General features: G+C 65.5%; 19 protein-coding genes. 5 read left to right on the plus strand and 14 right to left on the minus strand.

Translation table 11 applies throughout. The features are described from left to right. Positions 1 to 2 precede the first annotated feature (2 nt). Positions 3 to 1,262: a PrsW family intramembrane metalloprotease gene (locus HIM68_RS16620; RefSeq protein WP_229664013.1), complete on the minus strand. Its 1,260-nt coding sequence runs from the start codon at positions 1,260 to 1,262 to the stop codon at positions 3 to 5. A gap of 891 nt (positions 1,263 to 2,153) precedes the next feature. Here HIM68_RS16620 and HIM68_RS16625 point away from each other — a divergent pair. Beyond that, positions 2,154 to 4,109: an LPXTG cell wall anchor domain-containing protein gene (locus tag HIM68_RS16625; RefSeq protein WP_172174205.1), complete on the plus strand. Its 1,956-nt coding sequence runs from the start codon at positions 2,154 to 2,156 to the stop codon at positions 4,107 to 4,109. 9 nt (positions 4,110 to 4,118) lie between these two features. Here the strand turns inward: HIM68_RS16625 and HIM68_RS16630 are convergent, their stop codons facing one another. Further along, positions 4,119 to 4,820: a MerR family transcriptional regulator gene (locus HIM68_RS16630; RefSeq protein ID WP_367647569.1), complete on the minus strand. Its 702-nt coding sequence runs from the start codon at positions 4,818 to 4,820 to the stop codon at positions 4,119 to 4,121. A 71-nt stretch (positions 4,821 to 4,891) separates the two neighbouring features. On the opposite strand from HIM68_RS16630, the gene HIM68_RS16635 reads away from it, so the two are divergent. Next, the gene (locus HIM68_RS16635; RefSeq protein ID WP_216657199.1) at positions 4,892 to 5,365 is read left to right on the plus strand and encodes a DUF6194 family protein; all 474 of its coding nucleotides are present in this window, start codon (positions 4,892 to 4,894) and stop codon (positions 5,363 to 5,365) included. Here HIM68_RS16635 and HIM68_RS16640 read toward each other — a convergent pair. The 6 genes from HIM68_RS16640 to HIM68_RS16665 are packed head-to-tail and all read right to left on the minus strand — an operon-like array spanning position 5,356 to position 11,763. Then, positions 5,356 to 6,144 carry an HpcH/HpaI aldolase/citrate lyase family protein gene (locus HIM68_RS16640; RefSeq protein ID WP_139469277.1) on the minus strand — a complete coding sequence of 263 codons (789 nt, stop codon included), beginning with the start codon at positions 6,142 to 6,144 and terminating at the stop codon, positions 5,356 to 5,358. The two genes, HIM68_RS16635 and HIM68_RS16640, sit on opposite strands and share 10 nt — an antisense overlap. Continuing rightward, complete coding sequence (locus HIM68_RS16645; protein ID WP_172174223.1) at positions 6,129 to 6,914, minus strand: fumarylacetoacetate hydrolase family protein; 786 nt, start codon at positions 6,912 to 6,914, stop codon at positions 6,129 to 6,131. The genes HIM68_RS16640 and HIM68_RS16645 overlap by 16 nt, the downstream gene beginning before the upstream one ends. 11 nt (positions 6,915 to 6,925) lie before the next feature. After that, a complete protein-coding gene (gene hpaD, locus HIM68_RS16650; RefSeq protein WP_172174226.1) occupies positions 6,926 to 8,062 on the minus strand; it encodes a 3,4-dihydroxyphenylacetate 2,3-dioxygenase in 1,137 nt (378 codons plus the stop codon). Positions 8,063 to 8,069: 7 nt separating this feature from the next. Then, entirely contained in the window at positions 8,070 to 9,575 is a 1,506-nt protein-coding gene (gene hpaE, locus HIM68_RS16655; protein WP_172174229.1) for a 5-carboxymethyl-2-hydroxymuconate semialdehyde dehydrogenase, read from the minus strand. Continuing rightward, complete coding sequence (locus HIM68_RS16660) at positions 9,572 to 10,276, minus strand: GntR family transcriptional regulator (protein WP_367647570.1); 705 nt, start codon at positions 10,274 to 10,276, stop codon at positions 9,572 to 9,574. The genes hpaE and HIM68_RS16660 overlap by 4 nt, the downstream gene beginning before the upstream one ends. Next, positions 10,273 to 11,763, minus strand: coding sequence for a fumarylacetoacetate hydrolase family protein (locus HIM68_RS16665; RefSeq protein WP_172174235.1), 1,491 nt, complete (start codon positions 11,761 to 11,763; stop codon positions 10,273 to 10,275). Before HIM68_RS16665 ends, HIM68_RS16660 begins: the two co-directional genes overlap by 4 nt. A 118-nt stretch (positions 11,764 to 11,881) precedes the next feature. On the opposite strand from HIM68_RS16665, the gene HIM68_RS16670 reads away from it, so the two are divergent. Both HIM68_RS16670 and HIM68_RS16675 read left to right on the plus strand, forming a co-directional pair. Beyond that, positions 11,882 to 13,285 (plus strand): MFS transporter, encoded by a 1,404-nt coding sequence (locus tag HIM68_RS16670; RefSeq protein WP_172174238.1) that lies wholly within the window; start codon positions 11,882 to 11,884, stop codon positions 13,283 to 13,285. 45 nt (positions 13,286 to 13,330) lie between these two features. Next, the gene (locus tag HIM68_RS16675) at positions 13,331 to 15,256 is read left to right on the plus strand and encodes an FAD-binding monooxygenase (RefSeq protein ID WP_172174241.1); all 1,926 of its coding nucleotides are present in this window, start codon (positions 13,331 to 13,333) and stop codon (positions 15,254 to 15,256) included. A gap of 19 nt (positions 15,257 to 15,275) precedes the next feature. Here the strand turns inward: HIM68_RS16675 and HIM68_RS16680 are convergent, their stop codons facing one another. The 6 genes from HIM68_RS16680 to HIM68_RS16705 all read right to left on the minus strand — a co-directional run bounded on the left by HIM68_RS16680 (position 15,276) and on the right by HIM68_RS16705 (position 21,408). Next, the gene (locus HIM68_RS16680) at positions 15,276 to 16,226 is read right to left on the minus strand and encodes a hypothetical protein (RefSeq protein ID WP_172174244.1); all 951 of its coding nucleotides are present in this window, start codon (positions 16,224 to 16,226) and stop codon (positions 15,276 to 15,278) included. Continuing rightward, positions 16,195 to 16,893, minus strand: coding sequence for a hypothetical protein (locus tag HIM68_RS16685; RefSeq protein ID WP_172174247.1), 699 nt, complete (start codon positions 16,891 to 16,893; stop codon positions 16,195 to 16,197). Before HIM68_RS16685 ends, HIM68_RS16680 begins: the two co-directional genes overlap by 32 nt. Further along, a complete protein-coding gene (locus tag HIM68_RS16690) occupies positions 16,877 to 17,380 on the minus strand; it encodes a hypothetical protein (RefSeq protein ID WP_139907090.1) in 504 nt (167 codons plus the stop codon). The genes HIM68_RS16685 and HIM68_RS16690 overlap by 17 nt, the downstream gene beginning before the upstream one ends. 132 nt (positions 17,381 to 17,512) lie before the next feature. Then, the gene (locus HIM68_RS16695) at positions 17,513 to 19,117 is read right to left on the minus strand and encodes an HNH endonuclease signature motif containing protein (RefSeq protein WP_172174250.1); all 1,605 of its coding nucleotides are present in this window, start codon (positions 19,115 to 19,117) and stop codon (positions 17,513 to 17,515) included. An 86-nt stretch (positions 19,118 to 19,203) separates the two neighbouring features. Beyond that, the gene (gene udk / locus HIM68_RS16700) at positions 19,204 to 19,815 is read right to left on the minus strand and encodes a uridine kinase (protein WP_139469259.1); all 612 of its coding nucleotides are present in this window, start codon (positions 19,813 to 19,815) and stop codon (positions 19,204 to 19,206) included. A 51-nt stretch (positions 19,816 to 19,866) separates the two neighbouring features. Next, positions 19,867 to 21,408: an FCD domain-containing protein gene (locus HIM68_RS16705; protein WP_172174253.1), complete on the minus strand. Its 1,542-nt coding sequence runs from the start codon at positions 21,406 to 21,408 to the stop codon at positions 19,867 to 19,869. A gap of 154 nt (positions 21,409 to 21,562) precedes the next feature. Between HIM68_RS16705 and HIM68_RS16710 the strand changes: the two genes are divergently transcribed. After that, positions 21,563 to 24,969, plus strand: a 3,407-nt coding sequence (locus tag HIM68_RS16710; RefSeq protein WP_216657200.1) for a bifunctional proline dehydrogenase/L-glutamate gamma-semialdehyde dehydrogenase, incomplete at its 3' end; no start/stop codon positions are given.

Here is a 24,969-nt window from a genome sequence, read left to right on the forward strand (position 1 = left end):
ACTTACCGCACAGTCTGTTGGGAGGCGGTCTGTTTGGAGGCCGCGAGCAGACGTTCACGGGCGTCGGCGAACTGCTGGAGTTCGGCCCGTTCGATCTTGCGTTCCTGTTCTCCGCCGATTCCGGCGAGCACGCGCATCCGCGTCGTCGACAGCTTGCCGGAGGTGCGGATCATGGTCTTCATCTCCTCCTTGCCGCCCGGGAACGATTTCGCCCAGTCGCGTCCGTTCTTCCGGCCCTTCCAGGTGCCGAGCATGTCGACCTCGGCATGGGTGAGCCAACCGGAGTTCGCATAGTCACCGAGCATGTTCTGAGTGTGCATGCGTTCGCTGCGGCGCAGGATGAGACCGAGCGTCACCCAGGCGGCGGAGAGGATGACGCTGAGGACGACGAGGCCGATGATCTGCGGAAGCATTCCGCCCATCACGTCACTGGTCGCTTGGCCGAGGACACCGAGGAACGTCATCGAGGCGTTCCAGAAACCGTGCAGGATCATGCCGAGTGCAAGTCCGGGCAGCCACATGAGGATGAGTGACCACCACGGCCATTTGCGGGCGGCGAGTCCGATCGACACACCAGCGCAGGTTGAGAACGCCGTGTGGAGCAGCGGCGATCCGAGGCAGCGCATGGCGAACGTCATGGCGAGGCCCAGAAACTCGCCGTCGTTCCACGACTGGCCGAGGTAGAGGATGTTCTCTGTGAAGGCGAAGCCCGCACCGATGAGCGAACCGTAGACGAGCCCGTCGAGGGGCCCTTCGAAATAGCGGCGAGCGGCAAGGACGATGACGAGGAGGAGGACGGTCTTCGTCGATTCCTCGAGGATCGGAGCTTGAATCACCGCACCGATGACGTCGGGCACACCATTGATGCCGATCATATAGAGCGCGACCTCACCGACGAGTGAGAAGCCGAGGGTGAGGATAACCGAGGCGACAGCACCCCAGAGGAGACAGATGCCCAGGAGGAGCTTCGGCTGCGGTCTCCAGCGGTCGAGCCAGAGGACGTAGGCGATAATGCCGAGAAGAGGGATCGCCGCGAGTCCGATGAGACCGAAGAGGCGGACGCCGAAGCTCAGTCCGCCGAGCAGGGCAAGTAATGCCAATCCGATGACAAGCCCGACGAGAACGAGGATTGCAGCGACGAGCCGGACGATGTTTCCGGTCGAGTCGGGTTCGGTCTCCGGTTGTGTTTTCCGCACGGCGCCGGTCCAGGGAGTGTCGGTGACGACCTGCTGGGGTGCCTGCATGCCTGCACGGATACGCATCTCCTGCGTCACCGTCGGAGCAAACCGCGGCTGAGCATAGACGCGGGCCTGCGCAGGCGGGGGCGCGTACATCACCGGTTGACCAGGCATGGGTTGGCCGGGAACCGGCTGCATCTGAGGCTGCATGGGTCGGCCGGGTGCCTGCATCGGCTGTCCCTGCATAGGCGGTTGGTTCTGCGGCGGCATGGGTCGACCCGGCGCTGGGGGCCGATTCTGTCCCTGCATGGGCGGCTGCTGCGGCCGCGACCCGCCGGGTTGCTGCTGGTTCGGCTGCTGCGACCCCTGTGGTCGCGGCCGGAACCGATCATGGTTCTGCGGCTGACCCTGCTGCGGATTGTGTGGCTGCGGCGGAGGGACCTGGCCCTGAGGCGGCATCTGTCCCTGTGCCGGGGGCACGTTCGGGTTCGGTGGGCCCTGCACCTGGGGCGGCTGCGGTCTCTGCGAACCGGGACCGTTCTGTGCCGACATAGTCTGTCCTTCTGCGATGGGGGAATTTCCGCTCACCTCAGTCTAGAGTCCCAGCCCGCCGTGAACGGCCCCGCCGTGTATCCGTCCAGCAACACTTCAGCCGACTGCCACGTTCTTCAAACGACGTCCCCCGCCCCACTCAACCATTTTCGACTGTGGATGGACGCAGTTTCGTCGACTCTGTGTCGGCGGGGGAACCAGACGGCCGTCAGACCGCCCCTGCACCCACGACCGTCGCCCGACGGTCGGCATCGCCCACCACACGCACCCGACGCGGCCGTTCCTCCCCGGGGCCACTCCCCTCCCTGCAGCGACCAGCACCTCCCCCACTCACACGTCAGAACCTGTGGACGCTCAAAGCGGTATCCACAGCCCCTCAATCAGCCCTAGATGACCAGCCAGCGCCCAATGTCGAATCGGTCCATGACTACTCTCAGAATCGCATCGCTGCGCACCGCGCTGCTCCTCACCGTCCTCACAATCGCTTCGCTCATCGGGCTGGGACCGGCCATGGCCGCGGGACCGCCGGTCGGCCTCGGCGAGGTTCCGGTGCACACCGCACCCAACGCCTACGGTCCGGGCATCTGGCACCATGCGAAACAGGGCAAGACCTGGTACGGCTCCTACCGGACCTTCCCTGACACCTCCGCCTACTGCATCGATGCGGGCAAGAAGTCTCCGCTGCCGAAGTACTTCAAGAATGCGAAGGCCGACACGGTCACCTCGGCTCGCACAGCGTGGGCACTGCACGAATATGCCGGCTCGACGTCGAAAGATGTGCAGGCCGCGTTGAGCGCGATGGCCCGACTCGACAAGGCGCTCCCCCACGATCACAAGGTGCCGCCGCAGAAGCCGGCCGATCTGGGCAAGAAGTTCGCGGCGGCCGCGAAGAAGCACTCGACGATCCTCGCCGAGGCCAAGAAGTTGGCCGGTCCCTACACCCTCGACATCAGCCTCGAGCCGGTCATGCGCATGCCCGTGCTCGAACCCTATGCCGCCCCGGAATCCACCACTTCTCCTGACTCCTGGGCCTCCGACAAAACTGACAAGCCGAAGGTCCTCGGCACTCCCACCGATGAGGCGACGCTGACGGTCTCCCTGCTCAGCGCCTCAGGTGCACAGGTCCCCGACGTTCCTGTCACGCTCAAGACCACCGGCACTGCGAAAGCCCCGACGACTGTGACCACGGGGAAAGAACCCGTGACCACGACACTGCAGGCGAGCGCCCCCGGCACTCTGTCCGTGACCGCCTCGGCGAAGGTCGCCCCGCAGACCGTGCGCGTCTTCGAACCGACGTCCGGCACTCGGGTACAGCGAGTCATCACCCCGGACACCCCCGATTCCGTCACGGACAAGGCGTCACTGGAGCTGAGTTCCCAGCCGAAGGTGACCACCGAGATCTCTGACCAGACACCGACACCGGGTGAGACGGTCACCGACGAATTCACCGTCTCCGGCCTCATCGGCGACCACACCGTCACCGTCGAACACACCCTGTGGCAGACCGCGACGGCACCGAGGCAGGGCATCAAGAACGATGACGCTCGCGAAATCGGATCCGTGACCTCGAAGAATGTCGGCAACGGCACCCACACATCCGACGAGATCACCGTGCCCGAGGACTTCCGCGGCTGGCTGTACTTCACCGAGACGATCGCCGGGGACAAGGCAACGAAGGAATGGAAGGGAATCCACGGCCAACCCCGTGAGACGGGGTTCGCCCCGTGGACTCCGACCGCCGACACCGAGGCAGTGCTCGAGGGGACATCTACCCACGACGAGGTGGCCGTGACCGGACTGCGGCCGGGTTCCGAAGCCGTCCTCACCATCACCGCCTACCACGTGGAGACCGAGCCCGCGCAGTCGAAGAAGCCCGACGGCACCGAGCTGTCCGTGCAGGACTTCACCGTCAACGCCGACGAGAACGGCCGCGTCGAGATCGACACGGAGCCGATCGACATGCCCGTCGGCTGGGTCACCTATGTGACGGCGATCGAGGGCAGCGACGTCAACAAGGCGTGGACGAGCGACTGGGGCGTTCCCGCCGAGACCGTGCACCGCCCACCCGAGGAGAAGCCGTCGACTCCCCCGGAAGAACCCAGCACGCCGCCGGAGGAGCCAAGCACCCCTCCGGCTCCCCCGGAACAGCCCGAAAACCCTGAAGTGCCCGAACGGCCTGAGGAGCCAGACACTCCTCCGGTCGAACCGGTCGCGGAAACTCCCGAGACCCCCGCATCTCCGGCGGCCCCGGCACCATCCGGTGAGCTGCCCCGCACCGGCACGACAGGCAACGGGATGCTCATCGGCCTGGGCATCGTCCTCGTCGGACTCGGCTCGACGATCCTGTTGATTTCCGGCAGCCGCCGCGAGACGGACTGAGAAGTGAGCTCAGGGGTGTTCTCCGCCGATCGTGCCGGCGAGAACACCCCCGGCTCGCAAGACCGCCGCCCCACGCAACGCCAGATCGTCCAGTCTGTCGTCGAGTGCGGCGAGCATCGAGCTCGTATCACCGAGCCCTCGCACCACTGCCAAAGCTTCGCGGATCTCGTGAATGCCGTACCCTCCGGACCGCAGCGCGGCAGTGATCCTTGCATCTCTGATCGCTCCGAACCGATAGAGACGCGCGGTTCGAGCTCCGGAGCCCACCCGGTGCGGGGTAGTCAGTCCCTCCGATTCCCAGTATCGCAACGTGGATGCACGCACGCCCACCGCCTCAGCAAGTTCGGTGATCGTCATCGATTCGTCGGTCGTCTCGCGCCCATGCTCGCCGGCAGTTTCAGCTTCTGACTGGATCGAGAGCAGCATCGAGCGTGCTGCAACGACCTGACGTCGATGCTCGTCCACTTCAGTCACTTTGCCGGTGAGAAGGGCGATCGCCTCACGGGGATCGAGCCGCGGAAGTTCGGTCATCACCGATCGGGCCGCAACAGGACCGACGGCGAAAGCAAGATCACGGTATGCGGACAATGCACTGACATGCACGTCTGAATACCGCCGGTAGCCATTGTCCTCCCGAGCGGCTGCGGGAATGACACCGCGGGATTCGAGCTGACGGATCTGCTGCACCGAATACCCGCTGAGCGAAGCCACGTCCGCAGTGCGCAGAGTGATCACCTCCCGACAAAAACCCGACATAGGCACTTCAAGTGCACACTTGAACCATGAGTATGCACGAGATCATCGACCGTTTCCACACTCTCGACGGACTGCTCCACATCGCTCCCGAGGCCGGCGGCCCGTACCCCGAGCTGACCTGGGGAGACCACTTCTTCTATTTCGCTCCCGACGGAGAAGTGCTTGCGAACACTCAGCCGTTCGCCACCATCATCACCAAGGACTACCCCGACGACACGGCCTCCGAGCTCTCGGCTCCCGATCGCTGGAGGCTCAATCTCCACATCGGGCGTGCCCGGTTCTCCGCACTCTTCGGCGAGCCCGGCCCCGACGTCGACGCGAACGCGGACACCCCGGGTCAGCAGTCCGTCACAGACGCAATCCACCCCCACCCGCTGTATCGCAGGCAGGGGTGGGTAGCGGTCGTGAATCCAGGCTCACGCACTGAGAAGCAGGTCGACGAACTCCTTATCGCCGCCCACGATGATGCCCGGCACCGCTGGGAGCGAGCTCAGTCCTGAACCCAAGTGTCGGCCCAGGCGCGGGCGCCGTTCATCATCAGACCGACGTCGGCGCCGACGAGGACGAAGGACGCTCCGGCTTCCAGGTACTTCCGTGCCTGCTCGGGGTCGAAGGCGTTGACACCGACGGGTTTGCCGGCGGCCTTCACTGCTTCGAAGGTCCGAGCCACCGCATCGGTGACGTCCGGATGGGTCTGCTGACCGAGCAGCCCCATCGACGCAGCCAGGTCGGAGGGCCCGACGAAGATCTGGTCGATTCCGTCGACCGCGGCGATCTCAGCGGCGTTGTCCACCGCGGTCGCCGATTCGATCTGCACCGTCAGGGACACGAACTCATCGGCGCGCCCCAGGTACCCGTCCACGGCGTTCCACCGGGAGGCCCTGGCCAGGGCCGAACCGACCCCGCGCACACCCTTCGGCGGATAATGGACGGCCGCCACAGCCGCCTCGGCGTCGGATTTCGTATCGACCATCGGCACGAGCAGATTCTGCGCGCCGAGGTCGAGGTGCTGCTTGATGAGCACCGTGTCGTTGACCGGCACCCGCACGACGGGGGTCGCCGGGTAGCCGTTCATCGCGCGCAGCAGACTCGTCGTCGTCTCGAGTCCGATCGGGGAATGCTCGGCGTCGATGAGCACCCACTGCATTCCCGAGGCGGCGGCGATCTCGGCGGCCACGGGCGAACCCGAGCACACCCACATCCCGGCCAGGTACTCCCCGTCGCCGAGGCCGGCCACCCGGTCGGCGAAGGTCTGCGGAAGCTCTACCCGAAACGGCATGTGATGACTCCCAGCTCTCCGTAGTCGGCGTGCACGGTGTCGCCGGGATGCACCCACATGGGGCGGGTGAACGACCCGGCGAGCACGGTCTCTCCGGCCTGCAGAACATCTCCGTGCTCGGCGAGTTTGTTTGCCAACCACACGATTCCGCGGGCCGGATGGTCGAGGACGGCGGCGGCGACTCCGGAGTCCTCGATCGTCTCATTGCGGTAGAGCAGGGCGTTCACGCGACGCAGGTCGACGGCATCGACGGCAACGGGACGGCCGCCGAGGACCATCGCCCCCAGTGCCGCATTGTCCGAGATGGTGTCGACGATCGTGCGGCCCTCCATCTCGATGCGCGAGGACAGCACCTCGAGTGCGGGGACGACGTATTCGGTGGCCCGGAGGACGTCGAAGAGACTGACGTCGGGTCCGCGCAGTTCGTCGCGCAGCACGAAGGCGAGTTCGACCTCGATGCGCACGCCCGAATACTGCGCATGGTCGATCACGGACCCGGTGTCATAGACCTGATCGGCGAAGATCGCTCCGTAGTCGGGTTCGGTGATGCCGGTGGCCTGCTGCATCGGCTTCGAGGTCAGTCCGATCTTGTGACCATAGAGTCGACGACCGGCGGCTTCACCGCGACGGCGCCATTCGTTCTGCACCGCATACGAGTCCTCGACCGTCATGTCCGGATACTTCGCGGTGAGCAGACCGATCTTCGACCGAGTCTGCTCCGCCTGAGCGAGATCGTCGGCGATGACCGCGATCGTTGCCTCATCGAGCATGTGGATTCCTTTCAGAGCTGGTTGCCCAGCTTGCCCTCGTTCTCATCTGCGCGGGTGTAGGAGAACCCGTCGGCACCGATCGTCACGGCCATCTCCGAATCGTCCGTGCGGGCATGCACGGGCTGCGGGGTGCCGTCGAGATCGAGGACGAGGGAGGCGTCCGTGTACCAGGACGGCACGACAGGGTTGCCCCACCAGTCGCGGCGCTGATTGTCGTGGACGTCCCACGTGATGACCGGGTTGTCCGGGTCGCCGGTGTAGTAGTCCTGCGTGTACACCTCGACGCGGTGGCCATCGGGATCGCGCAGGTAGAGGTAGAACGCGTTCGAGACACCGTGGCGGCCGGGCCCGCGTTCGATCGAGTCGGATCGGCGCAGGGCACCGAGCTTGTCGCAGATGGAGAGGATGTTGTGCTTCTCGTGCGTGGCGAAGCAGACATGGTGCATGCGCGGCCCGTCTCCGCCGGTCATCGCTGTGTCGTGGACGGTGGCCTTGCGGCGCATCCACGCGGCATAGACCGTGCCCTCCTCGTCCTGGATGTCCTCCGTAACACGGAAGCCGAGGTCCTGCATGTACTTCACCGCCCGCGGCACATCCGGGGTGACCTGGTTGAAGTGGTCGAGGCGGACGAGTTCGCCGGGAATGTGCAGGTCGTAGCGCCACGACATGCGTTCGACGTGATCGGACTGGTAGAAGAACTCGTATGGGAAGCCGAGCGGGTCGACCACGCGCACGGAGTCGCCCACGCCCTTGACGAACCCGTCGGGGTTGCGACGGACATCGCAGCCGAGTTCCGTGTAGAAAGCCACAGCTTTGTCGAGCTCTTCCGGGCTGCGCACCCGGTAGGAGAACGCCGCCACGGCAGCGACCTCGCCCTTGCGCAGGACGAGGTTGTGGTGGATGAACTCCTCCGTCGAGCGCAGGTAGAGCGTGTTCTCGTCCTCTTCGGTGACATAGAGTCCGAGCACGTCGACGTAGAACTCCCGGGAGGCGGCGAGGTCGGTGACGACGAGTTCCATATAGGCGCAGCGGAGGATGTCGGGCGGACTCGCCTGCGGAGTGGCGATGGGGTTGTCCGTGACGATCGGCGCCTCCTGGCTGACGAAATAGCCGGCAGAGGTCCGGGTCATATCTTTGCGATTGGTCATGGCTGGCTCACTGCTTTCCGAAGACGGGGTTGTGGACCTCGCCGAGGTTGATGTGCACGGACTGCTGTTCCGTGTAGAAGTCGATCGACCGGTAGCCGCCCTCGTGGCCGAGTCCCGAGGCCTTGACGCCGCCGAAGGGGGTGCGCAGGTCGCGGACGTTGTTCGAGTTCAGCCACACCATTCCCGACTCCACGGCCTGGGAGAAGTTGTGGGCGCGCTTGAGGTCCGAGGTCCAGATATAGGCGGCCAGACCGTACTTCGTATTGTTCGCCAACTCCAGGGCCTCCTCGTCGGAGGAGAACGGGGTGATCGCAACGACGGGGCCGAAGATCTCCTCCTGGAAGATCCGCGCGTCGGGCTTCACATCGGAGAACACGGTCGGCTGGACGAAGTTTCCGGTCTCGAATCCTTCGGGGCGTCCGCCGCCGGCGACGAGGCGGGCCTCGGACTTGCCGATCTCGACGTAGGACATGACCTTCTCATAGTGCTCGGGGTGGACGAGAGCAGCCACCTCGGTGGCGGGATCCGAGGGCAGACCGACATTCACGCGCTTGGCCTGGGCGGCGTAGCGCTCGACGAATTCGTCGTAGATCGACTGCTCGACGAGGATGCGCGAGCCGGCGGTGCAGCGCTCCCCGTTGAGGGAGAAGACACCGAAGACCGTGGCGTTGACGGCAGCCTCGATGTCCGCATCGGCGAAGACCACAGCCGGGGACTTTCCGCCGAGCTCCATCGACAGGCCCTTGAGCCAGGGGGCGGCATTGGCGAAGATCGTCTGGCCGGTCTTCGACTCACCGGTGAAGGAGATGAGCGGCACGTCGGGGTGCTTGACGAGCGAGTCGCCGGCGAAGCCCTCCTCGCCGAAGCCGTTGACCATGTTGAACACACCGGTGGGCAGGCCGGCCTCTTCGAAGATGCCCGGCCACAGGGAGGCCGAGAGCGGGGTGAACTCTGCGGGCTTGAGCACGACGGTGTTGCCGGTCGCGATCGCCGGTCCCAGCTTCCAGGACTCGAGCATGAACGGGGTGTTCCACGGGGTGATGAGTCCGGCCACGCCGATGGGCTTGCGGTTGACGTAGTTCGCCTGGCGGCCGGGGACCTTGAAGGCGTCGTCGACCTGGGCGACGATGAGGTCGGCGAAGAAACGGAAGTTCTCCGCCGCGCGCGCCGCCTGGCCCTTGGCCTGGGTGATCGGCAGTCCGGAGTCGAAGGACTCCATGGCGGCGAGTTCGTCCTTGCGGGATTCGACGATATCGGCGATCTTGTTGAGGATGCGGGCACGCTCACGCGGGAGCATCCGCGGCCATGGGCCCTCATCGAAGGCCGTCTTCGCCGCTGCGACGGCGGCTTCGATATCGGCCTTCTTGCCCGAGGCGGCCTTGATGTAGGGCTCGTTCGTCACCGGGTTGAGGACATCGAATTCGTCTCCGTCGATGGAGTCGACGAATTCTCCGCCGATGTAGTGGCGGATCTTCTCCGGCATATCTGCCGGCGGGGTGGTGGACTGTGTCATGACTTGTCCTTTCGTGAATCTGTCTGCAAATCCGGGGTTGGGGCTGTGGTCGTCTGGGAGTTCTGGAAGCTGTGCAGAGTGGCCGAGCGGTGCTCGCGCACGGCCCGTTCGACCTCCTGCGCCGAGGCGCGAGCTCGAATGAGGGCGACGATGCGGGAGTGTTCCTCCACCGACTCGAGTGCCCGTTCGGGGACGAAGGAGAACGTCGAATCCCGCAGGTGGTTGAGCCGGTCCCATTCGAGTTCGACGAGGGTGCACAGCCGCTCGTTCGGGCAGCGCCGGTAGAGCATTTCGTGGAACTCGTGGTTGAGCCGGGTGAACTCGGCCGGCTCGAAATCATCGAGCAGAGCCCGCATCCGATCGTTGATCTGCTCCGCGGCATCGAGATCATCGGCACCGAGGTGGCCCTGCGCTTGGGCGACGGCCGCTGCCTCGAGGATCGCGACCGTTTCCATCGACTGGGTGTAGGACCCTTGGTCGACCATGGCCACACGAGCCCCGACATTGCGCTCGAAGGTCACGAGCCCGTCGGCTTCCAGGCGGCGGATGGCCTCGCGCACCGGCACCACTGAGGTGTCGAGTTCGAGTGCGATCTGCGCAAGCACGAGCTTGTGCCCGGGCTGATAGGTCTGGTCGGCGACGCGTTCGCGGATCCACCGATAGGCGGTCTCGGCCTTGCTCAGGGACGCAGTCGCAGTCACCGTGAGGCCTTCCACTCGTCGAATTTCGCCTTCCATTCGCCCTTGGGCGGGAAGAGCTCTTCGATCGGATTGCCGGCGGCGACCTGTTCGGCCACCCAGCCGTCCTCGATCTCCTTCGCCAGTGCCGCGTCGACGACTTCCTCGACGAGGTCACGAGGGATGACGATAGCTCCGTCGTCATCGGCGACGATGACATCGCCGGGCAGGACGGTGGCATTTCCGCAGGCCACAGCCACGTCCGATTCCCACGGCACGTGCTTGCGGCCGAGCACGGCGGGATGCTTCGCGGTGGAGAACACGGGCAGGATCTCGGCCACCTCGGCGGAGTCACGGACTCCCCCGTCGGTGACGACGCCGGCGGCGCCGAGCGACTTCGCACGCAGGGCGAGGATGTCACCGAGGGTGCCCGAGCCGGATTCGCCGCGGGCCTCGATGACGACGACCTCGCCGGGGCGGATCGAGTCGAAGGCCTGCTTCTGGGCGTTGAAACCGCCGCCGTGGGATTTGAACAGATCTTCGCGGTTGGGCACGAAGCGCAGCGTCTTCGCGGTGCCGACGATCTTCGCGCCCGGCTTCAGCGGGGCCACGCCTTCGATGACGACATTGTTGAGTCCGCGCGACCGCAGCTGAGCCGACAGGCCCGCGGTCGGAGCCTCGGTGAGTTTGGCGACGAGGTCATCGCCGAGTGCCGTCGCGGCAGTTTCATCGGCATCACCCTCCGGGGCGAGTCCGGCGGCTTCGCGTGAGCCCCAGGCGTCGACGGTGAGTGCTTCGTTCACTGCGGGCAGACTGCCGAGTTGCTCGTCGAAGTCCCCGGGGCCGTCGACGACTGTGGTGGTCAGTCGTCCGGAGCTCAGTTCTTCGCCGTTCGCCGAGGCGGCCGTGACCTCGACCTCGACCGTGTCACCGGGGGCGACGACGGAGGATCCGGCAGGGGTGCCGGTGAGGATGACGTCACCGGGTTCGAGGGTGAGGTGCTGGCTGAGGTCCGCGACGATGCGCGGGAGGGTGAAGATGAGCTGATCGGCTCGCGTGCCGTCGTCCTGGACGACCTCGCCGTTGACCCAGGTGCGCAGGCGCAGGGAGTCGGGGGCCGCCTCGGCGGCGGGGATGAGTTCGGGGCCCAGCGGGGTGTATCCGTCGCGGCTCTTCGAGCGCACGTTCGATCCCTTGTCCGGGGTCTTCATGTCGTAGAGGCCGAAGTCGTTCGACGCGGTCACGCCGGCCACATACGACCAGGCCTCGGCCTCGGTGACGTTGCGGGCGGGGGCGCCGATGACGATGGCGACCTCACCTTCGAAGGCGAGCAGCGAGGTGCCGGCGGGGCGTTCGATGGTCTGGCCGGTGGCGGCGACGGAGCTGGCCGCCTTGAGGAAGTACGACGGCTGGGCGGGGCGCTTTCCTCGTTGTGCCGCACGGGACTCGTAGGCCACATGAACGGCAATGATCTTGCCCGGACGGGTCGGAACACCTGCTGGAGTCGACATCGATCTCACACCTCATTTCGATTGGCTTCACCACAGATCGTATATGATACGGTTCCCGGGAACAAGTAATCCAGGCCACAGAGAACGTGGTTGGGACGCACGACAGGACACAGGAGTCATGGCAGCACAGAAGCACACTCAGACCCGGGTGGCATTCGCGACGATCGTCGGCACGAGCATCGAGTGGTACGACTATTTCCTCTACGCGGCGGCCTCGGGGCTGATCTTCAACGAGCTCTTCTTCGGCCCGCTCGGATCGACGCTCTCGACCATGGTCGCCTTCGCGACGGTCGGGATCAGCTTCCTCTTCCGCCCTTTGGGCGCATTCCTCGCCGGACATTTCGGTGACAAGCTCGGCCGCCGGGTGGTCCTCATCATCACCCTCATCGCCATGGGTGCCGCGACCGCGCTCATCGGCTTCCTGCCGACCTTCGAAACCGCGGGCGTCCTGGCTCCGATCCTGCTCATCGCACTGCGCATCGTCCAGGGAATCTCGGCCGGCGGAGAATGGGGCGGAGCCGTTCTGCTCGCCGTCGAACACGCTGATGAGAAGTCACGCGGACTGCGCGGTTCCTTCCCGCAGATCGGGGTGTCCATCGGCCTTCTGCTGTCCTCGGGCGTGCTCGCCCTGATGACCTCGATCGCCCCGGGCGATGCCTTCCTCGAATGGGGCTGGCGGGTGCCGTTCTTCCTCTCCATCGTGCTCGTCTTCGTCGGCTACTGGATCCGCCGCGGAGTCGAGGAATCCCCGGTCTTCCACGAGATCGCCGAGCGCAAGGAACAGGTCACGAACCCGCTGGGCAAGCTCATCAAGAGCCATTGGCTGCTCGTCATCCTCGCCTCCCTCGTGTTCATGGGCAACAACGCCGCCGGGTACATGACCACCGGCGGATACATCCAGAACTACGCCACAGATCCGACCGGACCCATCGGCCTCGAACGCGGTCCCGTGCTCTGGGCCGTCGCCGCCTCGGCGGTGTCCTGGCTGGTCTTCACGATCATCGCGGGAGCCGTCTCGGACAAGATCGGACGCCGGAACACCTACATCCTCGGCTGGATCCTCCTGCTCGCGGGCATCTTCTCCCTGTTCCCGCTGGTCAACACCGGTTCGGTGGGCATGCTCCTGCTCGGTCTCGTCGTCCTCACGATCGGCCTGGGCTTCACCTACGGTCAGCAGCCGGCGATGTACGCCGAGCTGTTCCCCTCCAGCGTCCGCTTCTCAGGAGTCTCGGTCTCCTATGCGATCGGGTCGATCCTCGGCGGCGCCTTTGCTCCGACGATCGCGAAGGGGCTCGTGTCATCGACGGGAACGACCGCCTCGGTGGCGGTGTACCTGGGCGTCGTCGCCGTGCTCGCCCTCGCCGCGACTCTGCTGCTGCGTGATCGCACCGGCATTCCGCTCGGTCCAGACCACGAGGACGAGCAGTCAGTGAGCCCGATCATCGGAATCGGGTCGCCGCAGCTGACCAGCGATGACGGTGATCGGCACCTCCCCGCCGACACCGGATCGTATATGAACTGATAGCATTCAAACATCACGACGACGTGTCACGAACCGGAGGTTGACATGCATTTCCATCAGAACGGCTACGTGTCCGCGGACCCGCGGATCGAGGAAGCCGCTGGCTACGGGATCGAGCGCGCAGATGATCTGCCCGATGAAGTCGATGTCCTCATCGTCGGCAGCGGCCCTGCGGGGATGATCGCGGCGGCACAGCTGTCGCAGTACCCGCACGTGAACACTCGGATGATCGAGAAGCGCGATTCGCGGCTGGTCATCGGTCAGGCCGACGGCATCCAGGCCCGTTCTGTCGAGACCTTCCAGGCGTTCGGCTTCGCCGAGGAGATCATGCGCGAGGGCTATCACATCACCGAGATGGCGTTCTGGAATCCGGATCCGGAGGACCCCGAGAACATCATCCGCACCGGTCGGCCCAAGGATGACGAGCACGGCATCAGCGAATTCCCCCACCTCATCGTCAACCAGGCACGCGTGCTCGACTACTTCGCCCAGTTCGCAGCCCAGTCCCCCGGCAAGATCACACCCGACTATGGGATCGAATTCGTCGACCTCGCGGTCGACCAGGACGCCGCGGCCGCCTCGGCGAAGGACCATCCGGTATCGGTCACCGTCCGCTACACGGCCGGCGAGCGCGCCGGGGAGGAACGCACCATCCGCGCCGGCTACGTCGTCGGCTGCGACGGTGCCCGGTCGAAGGTCCGATCGTCGATCGGACGGACGATGTCCGGTGACCAGGCCAATCACGCCTGGGGCGTGATGGATGTGCTCGCGAATTCCGATTTCCCCGATATCCGCACCAAGTGCGCGATCTCGTCGAAGCACGGAAACATCCTCCACATCCCCCGCGAGGGCGGGCATCTGTTCCGGATGTACGTCGATCTCGGCGAGGTGCCCGAGGATGATGCGCGCAAGGTGCGGTCGACGAGCATCGACGAGATCATCCGCCGGGCGAATGCGATCATCTCGCCCTACAGCATCGATGTGAAGAACGTGGCCTGGCATTCGGTCTACGAGGTCGGGCACCGGCTCACCGATGCCTTCGACGACACCGACGAGACCGCGCCCGATTCTCAGTGTCCGCGCGTGTTCATCACCGGCGATGCCTGCCACACTCACTCGGCGAAAGCCGGTCAGGGAATGAACGTGTCGATGCAGGACGGCTTCAACATCGCGTGGAAGCTCGGCCAGGTCATCTCCGGACGGTCGTCGACGGAACTGCTGCGCACCTACTCGGCCGAACGTCAGGTGGCGGCGAAGAACCTCATCGAGTTCGACAAGGAATGGTCGACGCTCATGGCGACTCCGCAGGAGGAGCTGCCGGACAAGACCTACCTCGAGGACTTCTACGTCAAGACCGCGGAGTTCCCGGCAGGGTTCATGACCGAGTACACGGAGTCGATGATCACGACGCCGACGACTCATCAGGAGCTCGCGGCCGGATTCCCGATCGGCAAGCGGTTCAAGTCGGCTCGGGTCAAGCGCAGCTGCGATGCGAACTTCATCCATCTCGGACACGAGGCCCGCGCCGACGGTCGTTGGAGGGTCTATGTCTTCGCCGATCGGGCCGCTCCGGTCGTCGACGGCAGTGCGGGCGGTGAGTCGAAGGTGGCAGCTCTGGCTGCGTGGCTCGAATCGGATCAGGCCTCTCCCCTGGTCGCTTACCGCAGGGAGGGTGAGGACCTCGATGCGCTCGTCGAGCTCAGCGTCATCTACCAGCAGGAGCACAAGGAGTTCGCGTTCCCCGATGTGCCGAAGGTCTTCCGTCCGAATATCGGTGCCTTTGACCTCGAATACGTGGAGAAGATCTACGCGACCCTGCCCGACGAGGACATCTTCGAAGCCCGTGAGATCAGCCGCGATGGTGCCGTCGTCGTGGTCCGACCCGACCAGTATGTCTCGGGCGTCTTCCCCTTGGACGCACATACCGAGATCGGCGACTATTTCGCGGGAGTCTTCGAACCCGTGAAGTGATTTCGGAACGATTCTGTTCTCAAACGCCTCCGGCCGGTGGTCCCTGGACTGCTGGCCGGACGCATTTGGTCTGCGTGAGGAGTCCGCAGATCCCAGCTGCGACGAGGGCTGCGGCGCCGATGAGCCACAGCCCGAAGCCGAACGACGGGCGACCGACTTCCATCCCTCCGGTCGGTGTTCCGTCAGGCAGCTGCCCGTCCCACATCAGCACCGGAGGACTGGCGAGGTAGCTGAAGAGGACCAGGACGATGAGTGCTGCGATGATCACAGCTGTCACGTCCCACCAGCGGGCAGGGGCGAAGGCGGCCCCGAGCGCGGCGATGGCGACCACGAGTGCCCAGATGATCAGGAAGAACAGATCGACGTCACCGCCGTCATCAATCGTCCATTCTCCCAGTGAAGTCACTCGAATGCGCGGACCGTCGTCGTTGAAGCTGTCGACGACGGGGACGAAGACAGTCACGGTCCACACTCCGACCGCGGTGAACGGAAGCAGCCGGGCCCACTGCTGCAGCTTGCGTTGGCGTCTGCGGTTGATCTTTTTCGTCGGATGCTGTGCCTGCCTCTGCATCTGCCGGTCGATCCGCCGTCGATCGCTGAGGAGTCCGCAGATGCCTGCGGCGATGAGTGCCCAGCAGCCGATCGTCCAGAGATAATGACCTGCTGACGGATACCCGACGATAGTGGCACTGAGCGTTTCACCGGCGGCGTCGGTGCTTTCGACGCGCTCTCGCGGAAGATCGATGACCATAGTCGCCTGCTGGATGAACAGGCCGACTCCGACTGACACCGACAGAAGAGGCCAGCGGGCGATGGTGTCGAACCGTTTCGCGGTCGCTGCACAGGCGAGAACGACCACCCAGGGCAGGATGACTCCCGGGGTGAGGTCGGCGAGATCGAAGGGTACCCGTCCGAACGATGTCACCGTCAGTCGATCATCACCATGGTCGCCGCTGTCGAAGATCGGCACCCAGATCATCAGCACCCAGCAGGCGAGCGCGACCCACGGCAGCCGCTGTGCGAGGCGATGTGTTCGGTTCCCGTGGGGCCACGGGGTGATTCTGGCGTTTGCGAAGTGAGCGGGTGCTGTCTTCCTCCGCCTGGCGTCGCCGAGGAGGCCGCAGACTCCCGCGGCCAGCAGACTGAGACCCCCCGATGGCCCAAAGGACTGCGCCCAGCGCCGGTTCGGCGACGACCATCCCGAAGACCGAGCGTCCGCGATCATCAACGGCGTCCCACATGATCGTCGGCATATTGGCCAACATGTCGGCCAACACGAGGAAGACGCAGACGCTCAGAAAGAGAGTTCCCACCGACCATAGGCGCCGGACGACGTCCGGCCACGGGTGCGAATCGGGCCGAGACCTGACGGTGAGCAGGAGCGAAGCAGCCGCACATACAAGAACGCCGACGGTGACCAAGACCATCGAGCCCCGAGCCTCCTCGAGGTCGATCGGCGGTCCGCCGAGAGCGGTGACGATGATGCGCGGCGGCTGCGGCGCTTCCGACGTGTCCTCAGGGCTGGCAACCACCGGAACCCACAGCATGACGATCCACAGGCAGAGAGCTGACAGAGACAGCGCTTGGGCGAATCGCAGAAGCAGTCGGCCGGGTCGAGCCTCACGCGGCGGGACCATGGCGCTTCGACATGCAGCGTTTGATCCGTTCACGACGGTGATGGTCCTGTTGGGCGGCTGCGACCAGACCACAGATACCGGCGGCGAAGAACAGCAGGCTGCCGAGCACCCAGAGGCCGAACCCTGCCGCCGGGTAGGCGACCTCCATGCCTCCTGTGGGCATGCCGTCGGCCGTCTGCCCATCCCACATCATGATCGGCGGATCGGCGACCATCTGCAGGAGTCGCAGTCCCAGCACCGTGCCCAGAACAATGGCCGCGATCGACCACCACTTCGACGCGGACAGCAGCCAAGCGGTGAACGCACCGGTGAGGATGACGATCCAGAGCACGAGGTAGACCTCGTCGAGGTCGTTCATGTCGATCGGCGAGAAACCGAGAGACGTCACGCGGATCTGCATCGATCCGGGCCCGCCGCTGTCGAGGACCGGCACGAAGATCGTGATCACCCAGCAGGCCACCGCCCCTAATGGGAGCACACGCGCCACGAGGTTGAGACTTCGCCCCCGCGCAGTCGTCAGTCGTGTGCTGCCACTCTTACCCGCCCTGTCCATAACTACGATTCTCTGCAGTGTCCGTGTGACAGGTGTTCCCGCGATGTTCCAGATCCGACACGCGGCTCAGTCGGGCCCGAACACCATCCGAACCAATTGGCTTTCGACCGGGCTGCCGTTGCAGTCCTGTGTACTCGGTCGTCGGTGCGCATTGCGGCTGCGCCAACCGGCGATCTTCTCGGCATGGGTGCAATAGCGCGGTGGCAGCTGCTCGGGCAGCACGCACTTCGGTTCGATCGTCTGGTATTCGACCGGCTGGTCCGGCTGAGCCGCCTCTTGCGGTTGGTCTTTCCCGACCACTCTCCTGGCCTCATCCCTATCGGGTTCGAGGAAACGGGAGAAGGTCTGCCGCCAATCCGGCCCCGGCGGCGAACCACCCGGTTCGGACACCGCTTCGGGACGCGGGAACCGCATGCGGCGGACCACCGCGGGCGTGGTCACCTCGTACGATCGTCCGCTCGGCGTGGTGACGCGCAGCCCGTCCGCTGTGGCCTCATGCTTCCACCCGGGATGTTCCTTCGCGTAATTGCAGGATACACACAGACCTGAACCGTTCTCCCAGGTGGTAGCTCCGCCAGCGGCAACGGGAAGGGCATGATCTGCATGCCGGATCGGGGCGTCGCACCACGGTGTCCGGCACACATCGTCGCGGAAGGTGATCATCTGCCGCAGTCGGCCGGTGAACTCTCGACTCTTCGCATCCATCCCCACCAGCTGCCCGTCGTCGGGACGAGTGAAGATCCGGCTGATGAACATCTTCGCTTCGTTCGCGACGATGAACTTCCGTGCCGTCTGCGCCGGCAGCGGTCCGAACCCGGGCAGCCAGGCGGGTACGAGCCCGTCCGAGAGCAGAGATTCGGCCTCGACGAGCACATGGATCTCCGCGGGCACCGCCGTCGCACTCGTTTGGCCGCTCAATCGTTCGACGAAGGTGTCGGCGAGCACCTGCTGGCGACTCCGCCCGCCCGCGTCACCGGCGGCAGTGATCGACTCGGCGCCGGCACGGAGACTCTCATAGGCGGCGACGGCCTGAGTCAACGGCAGGATCGCAGAGATCCTGGCCATCCCGTCATCGATCACGGTCAGATTCACACGACGATTGGACTCAGCTTTCGCTGCCCGCTTCGCAGCCGCCTCGGCGTCCATCTCCGCACTGAGCGCACGCACTTCGGCGCGCAGGCTGCGCAACCCGGACGGTTCCAGACTGCGCTTCATCCGCGTGTCCACCTTGCGCCGATCGGCGGCGGCAAGGACCGCGGTCTCATCGACCATGATGCGCGCCTTGTCCTCGGAGATCTCCCCCTTGGACAGGGCTTTGAAGGTATTGGGCATCCCGATGACGATCGAGCGGGCGGTGCTGAGGAACCTCCGCCCCGATCCGGGCGAGACCTTCTTCGCCAGCCCGACCTCGTCTCCGGCACGTTTTCCGCAGTCGATCGCGGGCACCCTGTTGTGCCGGTCCCGCTCGATGCGCAGCGCTTCGAACGCCACTGCCTCCCGCGACTGTGCGGCGACGACGGCAGACTTGAGCTCCTCGAGCGCAGTGATCCGCTCGAGTGTCTCAGCCTCGGTGCCACCCGGGTCAAGACCGCGCAGGAGCTCACCGAACCGAGTGATCTCGGTCAGCGGATCCGGAACCGGCGCTGGTTCCCGTGCGGGGTCGACGTCCATATAGAAACGGTACCCGTCGGCACTGACACGACTTCGCGAACGGCCCCGAATGACCCAATACGGCCAGGTCAGACCCTAGCTCAGCCTCAGCCGACTCCGCGCTGGATGCGGTTGAGAATCATGTCCATAGCGACGATGTTGTGGCCGCCGTCGGGGATAATGAGGTCGGCATTGCGCTTCGACGGCTCGACGTAGAGTTCGTGCATCGGCTTGACCGTGCCCAAGTACTGGTCCTCCACCGACTGCAGCGTCCGCCCACGATCGACGACATCGCGTTTGATCCGGCGCAGCAGACGCACATCGGCGTCGGTGTCGACGAAGAGCTTGATGTCGAGCAGCCGGCAGATGCGCGGTTCGGCGAAGATGAGGATGCCTTCGACGATGATGACCGGCGCGGGTTCGACGCGCGTCGTCTCGTCGCTGCGGTTGTGGATCGAGAAGTCGTAGACGGGGCTGTCGACCGCCTCGGAGTTCCGCAATGCGGTGAGATGGTCGACGAAGAGGTCATTGTCGAAGGCATCGAGATCGTCGTAGTTGACCTTCTCGCGCTCCTCGTAGGTGAGCTCGTCGCGCCGCTTGTAGTAGTTGTCGTGGAAGAGCACGGACGGCGGTCCTTCGCACTTGTCCAACAGCGCCTGAGTCAGCGTCGTCTTTCCGCTGCCGGTTCCGCCGGCCACGCCCACAACCAAAGTCTCCACGGCACAAATATAGACCACGACCCCCGCCGAGGCGGGTCCCGGCTTCCGTACTCACCCGAGGCTGCGGGTCAGCTGGGTCCACAGCTCCTGGTCGAAGCGCCGCCTGCCCAGCAGACCGGCCATATGTCTCACCGCATTGTCGACCTTGCCGCGCCAGACCTCGATCGCCGTCTTCGCATCCGCTCGGCTGAGCGCACGGAACATGGCCCGATCATCGCTGACGATACGGTCGCTGGCCGGAGAATAGTCGAGCTGCAAGATGGAGATGAACAGACGCAGCCGCAGAGTCAGGGCTTCGAAGGCACGCGCCGATTCCCGCAGACCCGAAGCACGGGCCAGTTCCTGCTGGAAATGGAGGTCGGCGTCCTCGACATCGATTCCGCTGCGCGTCGGCGCCGAGGCTTCGACCTGTCGCAGGGCCAGCTGCACGGGCACGAGGTAGCGCTGCGGACGCAGGGCCAGGGACCTGAGCACAACCTCCCCGATGGCCATGCGCGCGGCGTAGAGGTCGAGCACGTCGACGGTCGTGATCAGAGGAATCCGCGCGCCGCCGCGGGATCCGTCGAGCAGTTTGTCGTCGACCATCCTTCGCAGCGCCGCATCGACCGAGGCCCTGGGCACCTGCATTCGGCGGGAGAGCAGGCGCGGATTGATCCGGTCCCCCGGCTCATATCCGGAGTCGATGATCTCCTCGCGCAGCGCGATCGCCAGATGCTCGGTGATCGATCGGGTCTCCTTCGGCAGCCACGACGATATCTCCATTGAGTCAGAAGTAATAGAACTTCTCTGAGGCTCATACGGAGCCGATTCCCACCACAGCACACCTTCGAGTCCGTTCCGGACGCGGTCGGCAAGCAGATCGAGCAGGGCCCCGGGAATGTCCTGACACTCGCCGAGGCGGGTCTTGAGGGCGGTGACGAAATCGTCGAAATCCGCGCACGCCCTCACCCGGACTCCCGCCCCGCCGGAGAGATCGTCAGGAACCTCGCCGAGGGGGTCGAACACGAGGAAGTCACCATCACCGTCGAGCAGGGCGAGCAGTTCGGCGGTGGGCACCTGCCGATGCTCGCTGTCGAAACGCTGCGCCCACCGCCCGACGCCTGCGGTGCGCAGGGCCGCGATGATTCCCGCGATGCGCCGCTGAATTCGCCGAGGCGGCACGATGGTCGCGGACTCTCCGCGAGGGCCGCCCCCACCTGCATCGTTCCTGCGAACGCCGACGATGACGAGGGGAAACCCGCTGGCCGCGAGGATGAGCTCCGAGGCACCGGCCACCTCGGCGACGGGGACCGTCAGCACCCGCACCGACCGGGAGACGATGCTCTGACTCAACCCCGTCGCCTCGGCCAGGGCACGAGTCGAATAGTCCCGTCCGGAGATCCTGGCCCCCGCGGTGGCGACGAGTGCTTCGACAACCCGGTCAGCGGTCTCCTGGATCGGCGGGCGGCCGCTGCGGGGACGATCAGCGAGGTCGGATCGGCTCGCCCAACGACGCAGGGTCGACGGTGATGCTCCCGTGCGCGCAGCCGCCTCGGCGAGCGTCGACGTCGTCAGCAGCGCCACGGCGTCACGACGGAACTCAGCGGAATACATCACTCTATCTTAGGACTTCTGACTCAAACATTCACGGCGGTCGACTCCATCTCTTCACCCCCGGATTTCGGCGGCGCATACTGATCTCACACCCAGGTTCCACGGTCAGCGCCGACGCGTGAGAGCACCGAATCCGAGCACCGAAGGAGCACAGTTGCTGCACACCGAAACCGACCTTGCCACGCTCACTGCCCAGTCGATCGACACCGTCCGCCGGTGGCTGCGAGTGTCGACGTCGATGACCACGGCGAAGAACCCCGCGGCCGAACGCCTCTCCGCCGTCCTCTCCGACGACAACGGCCTCGACTTCACCGTCGGGTTCGTCGATCGGGTCGTGCGCACCGATGATGTCCACGCCGCCGCCGACGCCTTGACCGAGGTCGGCAAGCTAGCCCCTGAGACGATGTCGTACCTCGACCGTGCACAGATCAAGGCCGGTGCAGCACTGGCCAAGATCGCCCCGCAGGTCGTCGTGCCCGCCGCCCGCACTCGCCTGCGTCAGATGGTCGGCCACATGGTCGTCGACGCCCGGGACAAGCAGTTCGGCAAGACCGTCGCCGCCCTCACCGCCGACGGTCACCGGCTCAACATCAACCTCCTCGGCGAGGCCGTGCTCGGTGACGGCGAAGCCGACAACCACCTGGAGCAGACCCACCGGCTGCTCGCCCGCGACGATGTCGACTACGTGTCGGTGAAGGTCTCCTCCGTGGCCTCGCAGATCTCGATGTGGGCCTTCGACGAGACCGTCGACTATGTCGTCGACCGCCTCCGTCCGCTCTACCAGCAGGCCGCGAAAGCCCCGACCGGCGCGAAGTTCGTCAACCTCGACATGGAGGAGTACCAGGACCTCGAGCTGACGATCGCAGTGTTCACGCGGCTGCTTTCCGAACCGGAGTTCAAGGATCTCGAGGCCGGAATCGTCATCCAGGCCTACCAGCCCGATGCGCTCGGTGCGGTGCAGCGGCTGAGCGAATTCGCCTCCCGCCGTGTCGAGAACGGCGGGGTCGGGATCAAGGTCCGCCTCGTCAAGGGCGCGAACCTGGCGATGGAGACCGTGCACGCCGAAATCGCCGGCTGGCCTGCAACGACGTGCGATTCGAAACAGTCCACTGATGCGAACTACAAGCGGGTCCTGCATTGGCTGTTCACCCCGGAGCGGATGAAGGGGCTGCGCATCGGCGTGGCCGGGCACAACCTCTTCGACATCGCCTTCGCCCACCACCTCTCCGTCGAACGCTTCGTGACCGACCGCGTCGAGTTCGAGATGCTCCAGGGCATGGCCAGCGAGCAGGCCGCCGCCGTGACCGAGGACGTCGGAGACCTCCTCCTCTACGTTCCGGCCGTTCATCCGAAGGAGTTCGACGTCGCGATCTCCTACCTCGTGCGCAGGCTTGAAGAGAACTCTGCGTCCGAGAACTTCATGTCCGGCATCTTCGACCTCGCCAACGGCAACGACGTGTTCAAGCGCGAAGCCGACCGGTTCACCGCCTCGGTCAATCAGCTCGAGTCGATCCTCGGCACCGAGGGCGAGACCGCACCGGCCCCGAACCGTCACCAGAACCGGTCGACCGAAACTCTCGGCGAGACCGTGGTGCCGACTCAGTTCTTCAATGAGCCCGACACCGACCCGTCCCTTCCGGCCAACCAGGAGTGGGTGCGCAGCATCATCGCCGAGGCGACCGCCCCCGGCTACCTCGACGATCGTCCGAACGCGCCCAAGGTCGAATCCACGGACGAGCTCGATGAGATGATCACCCGCGGTCGCGCCGCGGCTGCCGACTGGCGGGCCCTCGGCGCCGCCGGTCGCGCCGAGATCCTCCACCGCGCCGCGGACATCTTCGCTGCCCGTCGCGGCGAGTTCATCGCCGTCGAGGCCGCGGAGGTCGGCAAGATGCCGTCGCAGTCCGATCCCGAGGTGTCCGAGGCCATCGACTTCATCCGCTACTACGCGCTGAATTCGCTCGAGCTCGAGAACATTGAGGGCGCGACCTTCACTCCCGATGAGATGGTCGTCGTCACTCCCCCGTGGAACTTCCCGGTGGCCATTCCCACCGGCGGAACCGTGGCGGCGCTGGCGGCGGGATCTGCTGTCATCCACAAGCCGTCGAAGCCGACCCCGCACTGTTCGGCGCTCATCATCGACTGCCTGTGGCAGGCCGGCGTGCCCAAGGACGTGCTGCAGCTGTGCGCTCCGGTCGAGCGGGACCTCGGCCAGCACCTCGTCTCGCATCCCGACGTCGACCGGGTCATCCTCACGGGTGCCTCGGAGACCGCAGCGATGTTCAAGTCCTTCCGACCCGAACTCCACGTCAATGCAGAGACCTCGGGCAAGAACGCCCTGGTCATCACCCCGGCGGCGGACCGAGACCTCGCCATGGCCGACCTCGTGTATTCGGCCTTCGGACATGCCGGACAGAAGTGCTCGGCCGCCTCGTTGGGCATCATGGTCGGTTCGACCTACGATTCCGAGCGCTACCGTCGCCAGCTCATCGATGCCGCCTCGTCGATGGTCGTCGACTGGCCGTCGAATCTCGCATCGACCATGGGTCCGCTGACCGAGGATCCCTCGGACAAGCTGCGTCGGGCGCTGACGTCGCTCGAACCTGGAGAATCCTGGCTGCTCGAGCCCAAGCAGCTCGACGATTCGGGGCGTCTGTGGAGCCCGGGTATCAAGGACGGGGTCAAGCCCGGTTCCTTCTTCCACCTCACCGAGGTCTTCGGTCCGGTGCTCGGTCTCATGCATGCCAAGGACCTCGATGAGGCCATCGAGTTCCAGAACGCCGTGGACTTCGGCCTCACCGGCGGCATCCATTCCCTCGACCCCGAGGAGGTCACCACCTGGCTCGACCGCGTCGAGGTCGGCAATGCCTACGTCAACCGCGGAATCACCGGTGCGATCGTGCGTCGGCAGTCGTTCGGCGGCTGGAAGCAGTCCTCGGTCGGCCTGGGTTCGAAGGCCGGCGGGCCGAACTATCTCATGCTCTTCGGCCACTTCGCCGATGCCGGCAGCCAGAATCTCGAGGCGGCCAAGGCCGATGACAAGCGCTGGTTCGAGGCCGAATTCGGTGCGGCGAAGGACCATACGGGACTGCGCGCGGAGGCGAACATCTTCCGCTACCGTCCTCGGCCGGTCACCTTGCGCGTCACTGCCCAGGCGAGCCTGTTCGATCTCGAACGCTCCCTCCACGCCGCCACCACGGTGGGGTCGACGGTGCAGCTGTCCGTCGCCGAGGATGTGCCCGCCGAGGTGAAGATCGCCGTGACGAACGCCGGTGTCCCCGCCCGCACGGAGTCGGCGGATCTGTTCGCCGAGATGGTCGGACAGGGTCGCTACGACGACACGGTGGGTGCCCGCATCCGCGTCCTCGGTCGGTTCGAGGACGAACTGCTGGCTGCGGCCGCGCCTCGCCCGGAGGTCGCGATCATCGATGAGCCGGTGACCACCTCGGGGCGGGTGGAGCTGCGGTACTACGTGCAGGAGCAGGCGGTGTCGATGACCCTGCACCGCTTCGGCAACCCGAGCCGCGACTTCCACGAGCTCGCCGCCACCCTCACCTCCTA

The sequence above is a fragment of the Brevibacterium sp. CT2-23B genome, from assembly GCF_013168765.1.
In the GTDB taxonomy this organism is placed as follows: domain Bacteria; phylum Actinomycetota; class Actinomycetes; order Actinomycetales; family Brevibacteriaceae; genus Brevibacterium; species Brevibacterium sediminis.

Bases quoted from the DNA above. Each gene is read 5' to 3' on its own strand.
- HIM68_RS16695 (WP_172174250.1), bottom strand. From the start codon at position 19,117: ATGGACGTCGACCCCGCACGGGAACCAGCGCCGGTTCCGGATCCGCTG.
- HIM68_RS16635 (WP_216657199.1), top strand. From the start codon at position 4,892: ATGAGTATGCACGAGATCATCGACCGTTTCCACACTCTCGACGGACTG.
- HIM68_RS16705 (WP_172174253.1), bottom strand. From the start codon at position 21,408: ATGTATTCCGCTGAGTTCCGTCGTGACGCCGTGGCGCTGCTGACGACG.
- HIM68_RS16620 (WP_229664013.1), bottom strand. From the start codon at position 1,262: ATGCGTATCCGTGCAGGCATGCAGGCACCCCAGCAGGTCGTCACCGAC.
- HIM68_RS16665 (WP_172174235.1), bottom strand. From the start codon at position 11,763: ATGTCGACTCCAGCAGGTGTTCCGACCCGTCCGGGCAAGATCATTGCC.
- HIM68_RS16625 (WP_172174205.1), top strand. From the start codon at position 2,154: ATGACTACTCTCAGAATCGCATCGCTGCGCACCGCGCTGCTCCTCACC.
- HIM68_RS16685 (WP_172174247.1), bottom strand. From the start codon at position 16,893: ATGGTCCCGCCGCGTGAGGCTCGACCCGGCCGACTGCTTCTGCGATTC.
- HIM68_RS16645 (WP_172174223.1), bottom strand. From the start codon at position 6,914: ATGCTCGATGAGGCAACGATCGCGGTCATCGCCGACGATCTCGCTCAG.
- HIM68_RS16640 (WP_139469277.1), bottom strand. From the start codon at position 6,144: ATGCCGTTTCGGGTAGAGCTTCCGCAGACCTTCGCCGACCGGGTGGCC.
- HIM68_RS16670 (WP_172174238.1), top strand. From the start codon at position 11,882: ATGGCAGCACAGAAGCACACTCAGACCCGGGTGGCATTCGCGACGATC.
- hpaE (WP_172174229.1), bottom strand. From the start codon at position 9,575: ATGACACAGTCCACCACCCCGCCGGCAGATATGCCGGAGAAGATCCGC.
- HIM68_RS16675 (WP_172174241.1), top strand. From the start codon at position 13,331: ATGCATTTCCATCAGAACGGCTACGTGTCCGCGGACCCGCGGATCGAG.
- hpaD (WP_172174226.1), bottom strand. From the start codon at position 8,062: ATGACCAATCGCAAAGATATGACCCGGACCTCTGCCGGCTATTTCGTC.